Raw genomic sequence first — 13,038 nt, 5'->3', positions numbered from 1 at the left:
TTCCTCTGCTACTTCTTTCCTTACTGCCGTACGGTCCACCGGTGTCGGAACCCACGCGACTTCATGGCCCCAATACGGCGAACATCAGCTGGAGCCCCAAAAGAGCCTTGGCCCCACCTGCACCCGGCGCGCATCACGCCGGGACTGACGTGCTCCCACTGCCTCTCGGAAGGGACGGTGAAGGCCGTTCCCTTCCCTCGCCGCCCGTCGTGACCTCACGGCCGGACAGCCCGTCTGTGTCTTGACGGATCTTTCCTCTCGACTCGAAGAAGACTATTGCACACCGCCGAAGATGTCTAGTCCATCCAGCCTAGATTCTTCGGTCCGCCGTCATCCGAGTCGCTGATGCGCCAAGCAGCCTGTCGGAAGCCGTGCGGGACAACAACCCGACGCCGATGCCGTCTACCGGCCGACGAACACGCCGCACGGTCGACGACGGACTCGGACCGGCCGCGTTGGTCGCGCTCGGCGCCCACGACGCCGGCACCCCGCAGGCCCTCGCCGGCGGGTACAGGGCGGAGATCCTCCTGGCGGAATCTTGCGTGCGGGGTGGTCAGATTTCGAACCCCACGTGCATGAGCGCCTGTGCCCGGTCGAGGGCCTCGATTTCGCTGATACCAGCGGCGTCGGCGTACAACTGCGCCAGCGCGGTAACGACGGCTGCGGCACCGAGGTTGAGCGCGTTGTACTGCTCAGTGAACGCGGCGATCAGCTGATCAGTGTCGCGGACCTTGACGAACGTGATCGGGGCACCGCTCGGGTCGTCTGCGGCGCAGCCATGGCCGTAGACCATCGACCACATGTTGCTGCGTTGCCCGGTGATTGCGCCGGTGATGATTTCTCGGGCAATGGTGGCGATTCGGTTTCCGGCGGTCATGATCAAGGCGTCTTCCGCGTCCATGCACGGTTAACGATCCTTCGGGCGCGGGGTAGCGGCCGCACTGCCCCAACGCGGGTCGCCCGAGGGCGTTCATACCTCCGCCGATTCTGGAAGTCGCCAAGGTCCCGCGAGGAGGCGCCTGGCGTGACGTTGCTGCGGCAGCTCGCCGACCACTGGGTGAACCGCCCCGAGTCTGGTGGAGTCCTCAGACTGTGACCAGGGCTTGCTGGTCGGGTTGGTGGTGAGCGGTGATCTCGGCGTCGCGGACCGTCCCATCCCCGGCGGGCGTGAGCGGCTGACCGGCTGTTCTCCGGGGGACCCTTGCGCGGGCTTCGGGCGCACTCTCAGGTCAGGGTGCACCACGGTCTGCCCGTCAGCGGAGCGGCGTGGCCCCGCGAGCCATGTCGAGTGCGTCGATGATCAGCTCCGAGCGTAGGTGGTCGGCGATCGTCCAGCCCATGATCCGGCGGGCAGACCAACGTGGTGGCGGAGCGGCAGGTGCCGCTCCCGACTCCCGGTTACCGAAGGCCGCAGGGTCTACAGGACGTTCCTCAACAGGAGAACCAACCCGAAGGCCGTTCCGAACGCGGCGATAGCCGCCCTGAGTGGTTTGTCGGGGAGCTTGCGGAGGAGCCGAGCGCTGCCGTAGCCGCCGATGACGGTTGCCGGGATCAGGATCGCGGCTCCGGTCCAGTTGATGGTGCCGAAGAGGACATAGAGCACGGCAGCTGTCAATGAGATCACGGCCGACAGCAGGTTCTTCAGCGCGACGGTTCTGGTGAGCGGTTCGTGCTGGAGGAGAGCCAGGATGGCGACGAGGACGATGCCGAATCCGGCACCGACGTACCCACCGTAGACGCCGCCCATGGCAACGAGCGCCTGCAGGGTCGCCGGGTGTCGTCGTCGGCGACGGGCAGTGGAGCGTATGACCAACTCGTCCAAGTGGTTCTGCAGGCCGAGGATGGCGGAGGCGGCGAGCACCAGGAACGGCACGATCACGTCGAAGATGCGAGTGGGTGTCAGTAGGAGCAGTACCGACCCGGCGGCGCGCGAGGATAGCTGCCGGCAGGATGCGGGTGGCGTCTTTTCGGGCCGGTAGGTCCCGGTAACCTCCCGCGACGCTAGCCACATTTCCGGGAAACACAGCGACAGTGCTGGTCAACTTGGCGGTGAGGGCCGGTATGCCGGCACCGATCAGCGCGGAGAATCCGATCAGGGAGCCGCCGCCGGCGACCGCGTTGAAGGCGCCCGTGAGGAGACCGGCGGCAAAGAGCAGCGTTGCCTGCAGAGGATCCATCGAGTCTCACGCTAGTAGGTTGGCCACCGCACGAGGCCGCCATCCGGGGGCAGGCGCAGATCGGAGCGGACGGCAAACACCGGCAGGGAAGCTGGCTGGCGAAGTTCGCCTTTTCAGGGTGAGGCGGGGGCCGCGTGTCAGGGGCATCGTGGGCTCGGAGGAGGGGACACGATGGCTGACGTCACCCAGGATTTCTTTCGCGGCCTTGCGCAGCGGGGGCACGATCGCCGGCTGACGGCGATCCACCAGGGCAGCGTTCGTTTCGACATCAGCCGGGACGGGCAGGTCGACCATTGGCTGGTCTCCATTGCCAAGGGCGGCATCACGGTATCGGAGCAGGAGACGGGCGGGGACGCCGTCGTCCGCGCGGATCGGGCCGTGTTCGACCGGATCGCCAGCGGGGAAGCGTACTTCCTGACCAGCGTGCTGCGCGGCGAGGCGACCGTGGAGGGCAGCCCACGACTCTTCGCGACCGTCCGAAGGTTGTTTCCGCCGCCGCCTGCTTCGCCGGGACGCGAGAGCCGAGGAGGTGGCCATGAGTGAGAACCAGGTTGGCATCCTCGACGGAACCACCTTCATGGTGTGCGATCGGACGGGGGACATCGTTCCGTCACAGGACGCCGCGCACGGCCTTTTCGCGCACGACACCCGTTTGTTGTCGAAGTGGATGCTGACAATCAACGGGGAGCGACTGAGCACCCTCTCCATCGACGACGTCCACTACTTCGAGAATCGGTTTTATCTGGTCCCGGGCGGCCAGGACGTCTACGTCAACAGCACGCTGGCCGTGCGTCGAAGGCACACCCTGGACGCGGGCCTGCACGAGGATCTGATCATCATCAACAACGACCGGCGACCGGTCGACCTGACCCTCAGAGTTGAGGCGGACGCCGACTTCGCTGACCTTTTCGAGGTCAAGGATGCGGCGTCGCGGAAGAAGGGCCGGCACTATCGGCGGGTCGACGACGGGCGACTGGTGCTCGGCTACGAACGGGAGCGCTTCCGGCGGGAAACGATTGTTTCTGTGTCCGTGCCGGCGGCGGTGGACGACGACGGCTTGACACTCGAGGTTCACATCGAGCCGCACAGTCGATGGTCTGCCCGACTCAGTGCCCTGCCGGACCTTCCCCTGCCGCGAGGGCTGGAGCGGCTCACGATCCCCGGGTGGGCAGCGCGAACGGGCCGGGACAAGCACCGCGATCTCCGGGAATGGTTGAACCAGGCGCCACGCCTGGAGTGCGGCTGGGATCCGCTGCGCATCACGTACCGGCAGAGCCTCATCGACTTGGCCGCGCTGCGGTTCAGCCCGTTCCTCGCCGACGACAAGAGCGTGCCCGCGGCCGGCCTGCCCTGGTTCATGAGCCTGTTCGGTCGCGACAGCATCCTCACCAGCTTCCAGACGTTGCCGATCGCACCCGAGCTTGCCGCCACCACGCTGCAAGTGCTCGCGTTCCGGCAGGGCAGCCGGGTCGACGACTTCCGGGAGGAGGAACCCGGCCGGATTCTGCACGAGATGCGCTACGGCGAGATGAGCATCTTCGAGGAGACCCCGCACACTCCCTACTTCGGCAGCGCCGACGCCACCCCGCTGTTCCTCGTGCTGCTCGACGAGTACGAGCGGTGGACCGGCGACGTCGACCTCGTCCGCTCCGTCGAGCAGGAAGCACGCGCCGCGATCGACTGGATCAACCACTACGCCGACCTGACCGGCAACGGCTACATCTCCTACCAGCGGCGCAACACGAAGAACGGGCTGGAGAACCAGTGCTGGAAGGACTCCTGGGACGGCATCTCGTACCGCGACGGCCGGCTGCCAACCTTCCCCCGCGCCACCTGCGAGCTGCAGGGCTACGCGTACGACGCGAAGATGCGCACCGCCAGGCTCGCCCGCAGTTTCTGGAACGACCCCGCGTACGCCGACCGGCTGGAGCGGGAAGCCGCCGACCTCAAGCAACGCTTCAACCGCGACTTCTGGGTCACCGACGGCGAGTACATCGCCCTCGCCCTCGACGGCGACGGCCGCCAGGTGGACGCCCTGTCGTCGAACATGGGCCACCTGCTGTGGAGCGGCATCCTCGAGGAGCAGAAGGCCACGGCCGTGGTGCGGCACCTGATGTCACCCGCCCTTTTCAGCGGCTGGGGCATCCGCACCTTGGCCGACAGCGAAGCCCGCTACAACCCGATCGGGTACCACGTGGGCACCATCTGGCCCTTCGACAACTCGTTCATCGCCTGGGGGCTGCGGCGCTACGGGTACGCCGACGAGGCGGCCCGGATCGCGGCCGGCATCCTCGACGCGGCGGCTTTCTACGACGGCCGACTACCCGAGGCGTTCGCCGGGACCGCCCGCGCCGAAACCAGATATCCCGTCAACTACCCGACCGCGTGCAGCCCCCAGGCATGGTCCGCCGGGGCCCCGCTCCTGCTGCTGAGAACGATGCTCGGACTCCGGCCGGTCGGCGACGATCTGGTGATCAGGCCAGCTCTGCCCGCTAATCTCGACTTCGCGGCGCTGCTGGACATCCCCGGCCGGTGGGGGCGCCTCGACGCGTACGGCCGAGGGCCAGCCGCCGCCGACGGACGCGGTCACCAGGCGGCGCCGCTGCAGCTTTCCGCCCCGTGACGGGAGGGACCATGCAGGAGATCGACCCGGCGCGGACCGCCGTCGTCGGCGTCCACTGGCAGCACGAGGTCGTCAGTCCCGACGGGATATTCGGCCCGCTCTTCGCCGAACAGGTCACCCGGCACAACGTCCCGTCGTACGCAGCGCGGGTCGCCGATGCGGTGCGGTCCCGCGACGGTCTCGTCGTCTACACGCGCGTCGCCCACCGACCCGGCTACCCGGACCTCATCACCAACACCCCCAGCTTCGCCGTCATCCGGCAGAAGCAGGCGTTCCTCGAAGGCACGCCGAAGACCCGGATCATCGACGAGGTCGCCCCCCAGGTCGGCGACGTCCTCATCACCCATGTCCGGCTCACCGGCTTCTTCGGCACGGATCTGGACACGATCCTGCGCCGCAGGGGCGTGAACACAGTCCTGTTCACGGGTGTGGCCACCAACCTTTCGGTGACCGGCACCGCGTTCGAGGCGATCAACCACGGGTACCGCACGCTGATCGTCTCCGACGCGTGCACGGCGGCGACCGACGACGCGCACCAGGCGAGCCTGGCGACGCTGGACCAACTCGGCCAAGTCGCCACCACCGACGACGTGGTCCGCAGCCTGAGGGGCTGACCCCGCCACCTAATGAAGCCCAACGGCCCGGGCGCCGCCTCGCGACCGGCGGCCTAACCGCCGTCCCTGACCGGCCGACCGGCCCTGCCGCTGCTTTCCGAAGTCATCCGCCCTGCTGGGGCTCGTTCCGGCCCGGTTCGGCTGGCACAGTTGCTGTACTTCGCTGCTGTACTGCTGGCGTCAGACGAGACGCTGAACCCGCACCTTGGGCCGCTCGTTGGCGAGGTGGTGTTGCTTGTGCTGGCGAACCTGGTCGTCCCAGACCTCTTGGTCGTGGTCCGGATCGGGCGGGATCCACTTGTGAAAGCCATCGCTGTTGTGGAACTTCTCGTCACGAGGGCAGACGCAGAGGCCGGCAAGTTGTCGGCGAGCACGCTGCGGCCTCCACCACCGAGGACCAGGAGGCGTCAGGGTTTTCGTAGGCCTCCGGCGTGGTGATGGGTGACGTGGAGACGCGGTGGGACCCCCTCGACGGGCAGCCTCGGCCTCTCAAGCCGCACGACGTAAGTCCCCAGAGCGTGCGGGAGAGATCAGCGAACAGAAGCATCGGTTACCTCGTCCGGCATGTCCGTGTAACGGCGCTTCGATGTCCGACGCCGCTTCGGAAGGAAGGTCGGGCGCGCGGCCTCCTGGACCGGGCGGGACCGCCGGCCCCCGCGGTCCCGCCCGGTGCAGATCCGAACAACGAGCCGCCCTCGCACAGGAGTAGCTATGGACGAGTCGGAACACCGAACCTCATTACCAGCGTGGCCGGACGGTGGCAATCCCGCGGCGGTCCGGCCTCCCCGTTGGAACCTGCCTACCCAGGTGATTCGTGTCGAGCCGGAGCGCTCCGACCAGTGGTGGCCCTATGCCATGTTCGGCGGGATCACCTTGCTGATCGGGTGCATCGCCGCGATGGTGGTGGCGTTGGCCGGATGAAGTCGCTGAGCCTGACGCTCCTCACGACCGCACCGCAACGGCCCTGCCACCTGAGGATGGCGGTGGCAAGCCCCTTATCCGGCTACTGGGCCTCGGGATTAGGACGCCGAGACGTGTCAGCTGCTGCAACACCGCACCCAGCCAGCATCCCTGTCCCGGTATTGGGCGGCAGCTGAGGCGTGAAGCGCCCATCCGCCACGATCGACCGGGTAGCAGTAATCAGATGAAGGTACTGGCCAGCCCCGTCTGCGGCAGGGCACGATGCGCGGGTGGAGGTACAGCTGCTGGTGGTGGAAGACTGCCCGAACAGAGGACCGGCCGCTGTGGTGCTGCGCCGAGCGCTGGACGAGGTGGGCCTGTCGCCGGTGCATTTCACCACCCGGGTGGTGACCAGCCAGGCCGAGGCCGAGCAGCTCGGCTTCCTCGGCTCACCCAGCGTCCTCATCGACGGCCGAGACCCGTTCGCCGAACCCCACCACCGTCCGGCGCTGGCGTGCCGCCTCTACGGCGACGACACCGGCGTGTCAGGCGTACCACCGATCAGACGCCTGCGCCAGGCGCTCAAGCAGGCCGCCGATCAGCCGGCGCCGCACGGGCAGCCAGCGCCCTCCGCCCAGCCGTGACGGCGTCGGCTACGGGCCCACCACCAGACGACGCCGGCGGTGGCGGCCAGGACGACGGCGAGGCCAGGCAACCAACGGCCGAAGGCAACCCACAACCAGCGCCGGACAGAACGCCGGCGGCCAGCGGCAGCGGAATGGCGCAGCACCCCACGCACGCCGGCCAGCCGGCTGGACGGGAGCAGACGCCGAGCTAGGTCAGTGAATGTCGGCACGCCGCCGGCCTGGTGATGATCACCACGTACGGTGAACTCTCCCCTGCCGGAAGAGTAGGGTCGGTGCCGGTTGTCGAGGTGAGGCCGGGTTGCCTCCCGCGTCGACCGTGTCGCGTCCGGGGGGTGATGACGCCCCGGGGTCCTTCAACCGGCTGCCGCGGGTTCGCGAGTTGCCGCGCCACCCCGATGCGGGGGCGGAGCTGTGCGCGTCCGCGAGGCGCCCGAGTGGAAATGGCTGTATGTCTTCTGTGCTGTCCGCGGTCTCCCGGCCGCGTCTGTCCCGTCCGTCCTGGCTGTCGCCGAAGGTGTTCCGCACCGAGGTGCTCGCCGGCCTGGTCGTCGCCCTGGCGTTGATTCCGGAGGCGATCTCCTTCTCGATCCTGGCCGGGGTCGACCCCCGGGTGGGGCTGTTCGCGTCGTTCACCATGGCGGTCACGATCGCGATCTGCGGGGGCCGGCCGGCGATGATCTCCGCCGCCACCGGAGCGATCGCCCTCGTGGTCGCGCCGCTGGCCAAGGAGCACGGCTTGGACTACCTGATCGGGGCGGTGATCCTCGGCGGCGCGATCCAGATCCTGCTCGCGGCGCTCGGGGTGGCGAAGCTGATGCGGTTCGTCCCGCGCAGCGTCATGGTCGGTTTCGTCAACGCCCTCGCGATCCTGATCTTCGCCGCCCAGGTTCCGCACCTGCTCGGCGTACCCTGGCTGGTGTACCCGCTCGTCGCGGTCGCGTTGGCGATCATGGTGGGACTCCCCCGGCTCACCCGCGCCGTCCCGGCGCCGCTGATCGCGATCGTGGTGCTGACCGTGGTCACGGTGTCCGTCGGGGTGGCCGTGCCGACCGTCGGCGACGAGGGCGCCCTGCCGGACAGCCTGCCCACCCTCGGCCTGCCGCAGATCCCCTGGACCCTGGACACCCTCGCCCTGATCGCCCCCTACGCCCTCGGGATCGCGCTAGTCGGGCTGATGGAGTCGCTCATGACCGCCAAGCTCGTCGACGACATCACCGACACCCCCTCCAGCAAGACCCGAGAGTCCTGGGGCCAGGGCGTGGCCAACATCGTCACCGGGTTCTTCGGCGGCATGGGCGGCTGCGCCATGATCGGCCAGACGATGATCAACGTGAAGGCCTCCGGTGCCCGCACTCGGCTCTCCACCTTCCTCGCCGGCGTGTTCCTGCTGATCCTGGTCGTCGCCCTCGGCGACGTGGTCGCCGTCATCCCGATGGCCGCCCTGGTTGCCGTGATGATCATCGTGGCGGTGTCGACCTTCGACTGGCACTCCGTCGCCCCGGCCACGCTCAAGCGGATGCCCTACGGCGAGACGATTGTCATGGTGGCCACCGTCGCCACCACGCTGGCCACCCACAACCTCGCCGTCGGCGTCGCCGTCGGCGTGCTCACCGCCATGGTGATCTTCGCCCGGCGGGTCGCTCACCTGGTCGAGGTGACCAGCGTCCTCGACCCCGACGGCGGCACCCGGATCTACTCCGTGCACGGGGAGCTGTTCTTCGCCTCCAGCAACGACCTCGTCGGCCAGTTCGACTACGCGAACGACCCCGACACCGTGGTCATCGACATGACCCACGCCCACGTCTGGGACGCCTCCTCCGTCGCCGCCCTCGACGCCATCACCACCAAGTACGCCACCCGCGGCAAGGCTGTCGAGATCATCGAGCTGAACAAGCCCAGCGCCCGCATCCACGACACCCTCGCCGGCCAGCTCGGCGTCGGCCATTGATGGCGGCCACCAGCCGCGGCACCGGGCCGGAGCAGCACGCCTCCGGCCCGGCCACCGGCCGCCTCATGCAGATCGGCGAAGCCGCAGAACGGGTCGGGCTGAGCATCCGCACCATTCGCCACTACGAGGACGCCGGCCTGATCGTCCCCTCCGCCCGCAGCGACGGCGGCTTCCGCCTCTACACCGAACCCGACCTCGACCGCCTCGCCGTCGTCAAACGCATGAAACCCCTCGGCTTCACCCTCGACGAGATGCGCGACCTGCTCACCATCCTCGACGCCCTCGACACCGCCACCGGCACCGACCGCGCCGCCCTGCTCGACCGGCTCGACATGTTCCACACCGCCGCCACCACCCGCGTCACCGCCCTACGCGACCAACTCGCCACGGCCGAAGGCTTCGCCGACACCCTGCGCGACAAACTCGACCACCACGGCAGCCCAACCGGCTGAGCACCGCCGCTGCCGATCGCGGGAACGCACCATCGAGGCATGGTTGCCGCTCGGCCGTCACCTCGCGCGCCGCCACTCGGGGCGTGGCGTTCAAGACGAGGCGTGACCCAGACCGCCACGGTCGGGCTGATCGCCATGGTCGGGCTGATCGCCATGGTCGGGCTGATCGAGGCTGCCGATCACTTCGACCCCGCCCGGAGCGTCGACTTCACCGGGTACGCCACCCTCACCTCGGCGCCGAGGAGCACGACTTCGAGCTGGACAAGATCCGCCTCGCGCTCGGCCCCGCGATCGCCACTGCCCGAGTGTGAACGCTCGATCCTGGCCGTGCGCTTCCACGGCAACCTGACCCAGGCGCAGATCGCCGACGAGGTCGGCGTCTTGCAGGTGCACGTCTCCCGGCTCCTCACCCAAGCGCTGGCCACAGTGCGCGGCCACCTCGCCGACATCACCAGCGCGGACCGTCGACCCACCCGCGGTACCCGCCGCCGGGCACCATGTGTTTGCGGCGATCACGGTGGGGGTACTTGACGGGCAGCGCCACACCGCCGTGCCACGGCGACACCAGCGCTTCCCGGCGGATCACCCGGAATCCCGTGACCAGAACGACTTCTCTCGATGCCCTAGGCATCCGCGCCTGTAGAGGCAGACCTGAAGGTCTCCCCCACCCTGCGCGCACCCCGATAACAGGAGCTGTCATGACCTCGTCCCCCACCGCAACCACCCGGCGCGACACCAACGAGTCGCGTCGCGTCCACAACGAGACGAAGCCGGCCTTCAAGACCACCGAGTTCATCGCCTACGTGGTGATGGTCCTCGGCGTGCTGATCGCCTCCCTCGTGGTGGACGGCAACGGCAACGGTGACAACGGCGCCGGCGGCGACTTCTTCCGCGCCGACCGCGCCTGGCTCTACGTCACCATGTTGACCATCGGCTACATGGTCAGCCGGGGCCTGGCCAAGGCCGGCAGCCGCTCCGCCCACAACGCCTGATCCTCCGCACCACGCCGCCGCCCGGTCGCCACACGCGCGACCGGGCGGCGGCGTGCGTTCTGTCTCATCGCCTTCTACGGTGGGTGGCGCACCCGCGTACTCTGACCGGTCGGGGCGGCCCCGCATGGGCGGCGGCGAAGGTCGGTGGGCATGAGTGAGCGGGACGCACTGCACGATCTGCTGCGGCAGTCGCACCACGCCTGACCTGAGAACCTCCCGGGGATGGCACGGCGGGCCGCCCGGCAGCTCGGCGCCGACGACATGGTCCTCTACCTGGGCGACCACGAGCAGTGCCAGTTGCTTCCCCTGCCCGGTCCGGACGCAACGCGCCGGGAATCGCTGGCCATCGAGGGGAATCCTGGCCGGCCGGGCGTTCAGCATGGGCGTCGCGGAGTGGTCGCCGCTGCTGCCGTGCGGTGGCCGCGTTCGAGGCGGTCGCCTCCCTGCTCGCCGAGCTGGTGATCACGCGGTCGCACTACAGCGACACGACCGAGCAGGTCCGCCGCCGGGCCCCGGTGCGCCTGGCGGCCGAGATGCTGCGCGCCCAACTTGCACCGCTCAGCTTCTCCACCGGCACTTTGATCATCAGTGGGATCCTGGAGCCCCTGCTACGACGTGGGTGGCGACGCCTTCGACTACGCGGTCAACGGCGACACCGCCCACCTCGCCCTGCTCGACGCCGTCGGGCACGGCTCCGGTGGCGGGATGCGCGCCGTGATGCTCGCCAGCCTGGCCCTGGCCGCGTACCGCAACGCCCGCCGGTGCGGGTTCGACCTGGTCGAGACGTACCACCACATCGACAGCGCAGTGCGTGACCACGACCGGCGCGGGCTGATCACCGGGGTGCTGGCCGAACTCGACCAGCGCATCGGCCGGCTGCGGGTCCTCTCCGCCGGACACCCGGGCGGGCTGGTGCTCCGCCACAGCAGGATCGCCACCGTCCTGCCCACGCCCACCACCCTGCCGGTGGCCCTCGGCGACCGGCACCCTCCGGTGGTGGTCGAGGAAGCCCTCGAGCCCGGCGACGACGTGCTCTTTTACACCGACGGCATCATCGAGGCCCGGTCGGCCGACGGGGAACGGTTCGGCACCGAGCGGCTGGTCGACTTCACCGTCCGGGCTCTGGCCGACGGACTTCCGCTACCAGAGACCGCCCGGCATCTCGTCCACGCGATCCTCGCCTATCAGGACGACCGGCTCCAGGACGACGCCACCGTACTCATGGTCCGCTTCCTTGAGCCCAGGACAGGCCGAGCCTGACCGCCCCACGGTCCCAGCGTCGCGACGGTTGCCCGGCCGCACGCCGTGACGAGACCCCCAGCCCCAGCGCTCAGATCGCGGCGGGTGGCGGATCTGCTACCCGGCCGAGCAGCTGCATGATGCCCGTCATGTCGAGGACCCGGCGGACCTGCCCAGCGGCGTTGACCAGGGTAAGGTCCACTCCCCGGCCGGCCGCGTGGTGGTGCGCGCCGACCAGGGTGCTCAGCACGATGGAGTCGATGAAGGTCAACCCCTCCAGGTCCACCTCCACCGTCCCGGCCTGGGCGACCGTCTCGTGCAGCAGGTCGTCGAGCCGGTCGGCGCCCGACATGTCGATCTCACCGAACAGCGCCAGGACACTACGCACGGCACCGGCGTCCACACGCCAGTGCCAGGTCTGCTCCGGGGCCACTGTCACCCTCCCTCGTTCACAGCCGATCGGGCGGACAGCCGCGCCGTCACCGAGGCGGTCGTTCCCTGGCCGGAGTTGTCGATCATCAGCCCTTCGGTGAGCTGCTGTGCCAGCCACAGTCCCCGGTGACCGACCTCCCCGGGCGACGGCAGGGCGACGGCTACCTCACCCAACCCAGGCCCGTTGTCTCTGACCTGGCAGGTCAGCAGGTCGTGGTGCTGCCACAGACGCACCTCGCCGCCGCCCCCGCCATGGCGCACCACGTTGGTGACCAACTCGTGCACCGCCAACACGAAGTCCTCCAGCCCGTCGCCCACCAGACCTGCCGAACGGGCTGTCGCGGCAACCGCGTGACGCAGCGCCGTCACCCGCGCAGCGGTGATCTCTTCCGACAACAACGCCACTTCGTCGGCGCCACGAGCGGTGCTCCACCCGGCACCCACGTCGTCCGTTCCGCCGCTACCCATGGTCGGACGCTATTACACGCCGCCGATCCTCCGCGCCCCGGGCACGGCGGGCCGGCGCCCGATGGCGGCGCCTCGAACCGCCGGTCTCGCACAGCATCCCGGCCGCCGGGATGCGAGGAGGTGCGACGAGCAGGAGTAGGGGCTGCCGGGACCGAGGCGGGGACGGGGACCTTCCCTCCGGCGGGCCGGCCGGCTCACTGCCGCCGGCAACCTTCCCGGAACGTGGTCCGGTCAGTCGCGTCGCCGCGTTTCATGCTGCTGGTTCTCGTTCTGCCGGAGGGCTTCCTCGAGTTGGTCTTCCAAAATGATGATCCGGCAGGCGGCCTCCAGAGCGGTGCCCTGGTCCACCATCTCGCGGGCCCGGGCGGCCAGGCGTAGTTGGTAGCGGGAGTAGCGGCGGTGTCCACCGGTTGATCGGTGCGGGTCGATCAATTTGGCCTCGTCCAGGCGGCGCAGGAAGTCCTGCGTGGTGCCGAGCATCTCCGCGGCCTGGCCGATGGTGTAGGCGGGATAGTCCTCGTCGCCGAACATGTCATCAGGGTTTCG

At 69.0% G+C, this 13,038-nt stretch carries 15 protein-coding genes and 1 pseudogene; 11 read left to right on the top strand and 5 right to left on the bottom strand.

The annotated features are described in order from the left end of the window. Nucleotides 1–553 precede the first annotated feature (553 nt). The gene (locus tag JNW89_RS13050; protein ID WP_238449142.1) at nucleotides 554–901 is read right to left on the bottom strand and encodes a hypothetical protein; all 348 of its coding nucleotides are present in this window, start codon (nucleotides 899–901) and stop codon (nucleotides 554–556) included. 516 nt (nucleotides 902–1,417) lie between these two features. After that, nucleotides 1,418–2,177, bottom strand: a pseudogene (locus JNW89_RS13045) (sulfite exporter TauE/SafE family protein). Between the two features lie 171 nt (nucleotides 2,178–2,348). Between JNW89_RS13045 and JNW89_RS13040 the strand changes: the two are divergent. The 11 genes from JNW89_RS13040 (at nucleotide 2,349) to JNW89_RS12990 (ending at nucleotide 11,613) form a co-directional block, all read left to right on the top strand. After that, entirely contained in the window at nucleotides 2,349–2,720 is a 372-nt protein-coding gene (locus JNW89_RS13040; protein WP_238449141.1) for an SCP2 sterol-binding domain-containing protein, read from the top strand. Next, nucleotides 2,713–4,800 carry a glycogen debranching N-terminal domain-containing protein gene (locus JNW89_RS13035; protein WP_238449140.1) on the top strand — a complete coding sequence of 696 codons (2,088 nt, stop codon included), beginning with the start codon at nucleotides 2,713–2,715 and terminating at the stop codon, nucleotides 4,798–4,800. The genes JNW89_RS13040 and JNW89_RS13035 overlap by 8 nt, the downstream gene beginning before the upstream one ends. A gap of 11 nt (nucleotides 4,801–4,811) precedes the next feature. Then, the gene (locus JNW89_RS13030; protein WP_238449139.1) at nucleotides 4,812–5,414 is read left to right on the top strand and encodes a cysteine hydrolase family protein; all 603 of its coding nucleotides are present in this window, start codon (nucleotides 4,812–4,814) and stop codon (nucleotides 5,412–5,414) included. Nucleotides 5,415–5,564: 150 nt separating this feature from the next. Beyond that, nucleotides 5,565–5,852 (top strand): hypothetical protein, encoded by a 288-nt coding sequence (locus JNW89_RS13025; protein WP_238449138.1) that lies wholly within the window; start codon nucleotides 5,565–5,567, stop codon nucleotides 5,850–5,852. 752 nt (nucleotides 5,853–6,604) lie between these two features. Continuing rightward, nucleotides 6,605–6,958 carry a hypothetical protein gene (locus JNW89_RS13020; protein ID WP_238449137.1) on the top strand — a complete coding sequence of 118 codons (354 nt, stop codon included), beginning with the start codon at nucleotides 6,605–6,607 and terminating at the stop codon, nucleotides 6,956–6,958. Between the two features lie 451 nt (nucleotides 6,959–7,409). After that, a complete protein-coding gene (locus JNW89_RS13015; RefSeq protein ID WP_238449136.1) occupies nucleotides 7,410–8,909 on the top strand; it encodes a SulP family inorganic anion transporter in 1,500 nt (499 codons plus the stop codon). Then, complete coding sequence (locus tag JNW89_RS13010) at nucleotides 8,909–9,361, top strand: MerR family transcriptional regulator (RefSeq protein ID WP_375155087.1); 453 nt, start codon at nucleotides 8,909–8,911, stop codon at nucleotides 9,359–9,361. The genes JNW89_RS13015 and JNW89_RS13010 overlap by 1 nt, the downstream gene beginning before the upstream one ends. A 102-nt stretch (nucleotides 9,362–9,463) precedes the next feature. Next, complete coding sequence (locus JNW89_RS13005) at nucleotides 9,464–9,892, top strand: sigma factor-like helix-turn-helix DNA-binding protein (protein ID WP_309139980.1); 429 nt, start codon at nucleotides 9,464–9,466, stop codon at nucleotides 9,890–9,892. Nucleotides 9,893–10,059: 167 nt separating this feature from the next. Then, entirely contained in the window at nucleotides 10,060–10,353 is a 294-nt protein-coding gene (locus JNW89_RS13000; RefSeq protein WP_238449135.1) for a hypothetical protein, read from the top strand. 222 nt (nucleotides 10,354–10,575) lie between these two features. Next, complete coding sequence (locus tag JNW89_RS12995; protein ID WP_238449134.1) at nucleotides 10,576–10,815, top strand: hypothetical protein; 240 nt, start codon at nucleotides 10,576–10,578, stop codon at nucleotides 10,813–10,815. Between the two features lie 126 nt (nucleotides 10,816–10,941). Continuing rightward, nucleotides 10,942–11,613, top strand: coding sequence for a PP2C family protein-serine/threonine phosphatase (locus JNW89_RS12990; protein WP_238449133.1), 672 nt, complete (start codon nucleotides 10,942–10,944; stop codon nucleotides 11,611–11,613). 70 nt (nucleotides 11,614–11,683) lie between these two features. Here the strand turns inward: JNW89_RS12990 and JNW89_RS12985 are convergent, their stop codons facing one another. From JNW89_RS12985 to JNW89_RS12975, 3 genes are all read right to left on the bottom strand, one after another. Next, nucleotides 11,684–12,031 carry an STAS domain-containing protein gene (locus tag JNW89_RS12985; RefSeq protein ID WP_238449132.1) on the bottom strand — a complete coding sequence of 116 codons (348 nt, stop codon included), beginning with the start codon at nucleotides 12,029–12,031 and terminating at the stop codon, nucleotides 11,684–11,686. After that, a complete protein-coding gene (locus JNW89_RS12980) occupies nucleotides 12,028–12,492 on the bottom strand; it encodes an ATP-binding protein (RefSeq protein WP_238449131.1) in 465 nt (154 codons plus the stop codon). Before JNW89_RS12980 ends, JNW89_RS12985 begins: the two co-directional genes overlap by 4 nt. A 231-nt stretch (nucleotides 12,493–12,723) precedes the next feature. Then, nucleotides 12,724–13,038, bottom strand: a 315-nt coding sequence (locus tag JNW89_RS12975) for a helix-turn-helix domain-containing protein (RefSeq protein ID WP_238449130.1), incomplete at its 5' end; no start/stop codon positions are given.

Source organism: Micromonospora sp. 4G55 (genome assembly GCF_016803375.1).
This window is presented reverse-complemented; position numbering and strand designations above follow the sequence as displayed.

Bases quoted from the DNA above. Each gene is read 5' to 3' on its own strand.
- JNW89_RS13050 (WP_238449142.1), bottom strand. From the start codon at position 901: ATGGACGCGGAAGACGCCTTGATCATGACCGCCGGAAACCGAATCGCC.
- JNW89_RS13040 (WP_238449141.1), top strand. From the start codon at position 2,349: ATGGCTGACGTCACCCAGGATTTCTTTCGCGGCCTTGCGCAGCGGGGG.
- JNW89_RS13035 (WP_238449140.1), top strand. From the start codon at position 2,713: ATGAGTGAGAACCAGGTTGGCATCCTCGACGGAACCACCTTCATGGTG.
- JNW89_RS13030 (WP_238449139.1), top strand. From the start codon at position 4,812: ATGCAGGAGATCGACCCGGCGCGGACCGCCGTCGTCGGCGTCCACTGG.
- JNW89_RS13015 (WP_238449136.1), top strand. From the start codon at position 7,410: ATGTCTTCTGTGCTGTCCGCGGTCTCCCGGCCGCGTCTGTCCCGTCCG.
- JNW89_RS13010 (WP_375155087.1), top strand. From the start codon at position 8,909: ATGGCGGCCACCAGCCGCGGCACCGGGCCGGAGCAGCACGCCTCCGGC.
- JNW89_RS13000 (WP_238449135.1), top strand. From the start codon at position 10,060: ATGACCTCGTCCCCCACCGCAACCACCCGGCGCGACACCAACGAGTCG.
- JNW89_RS12995 (WP_238449134.1), top strand. From the start codon at position 10,576: ATGGCACGGCGGGCCGCCCGGCAGCTCGGCGCCGACGACATGGTCCTC.
- JNW89_RS12980 (WP_238449131.1), bottom strand. From the start codon at position 12,492: ATGGGTAGCGGCGGAACGGACGACGTGGGTGCCGGGTGGAGCACCGCT.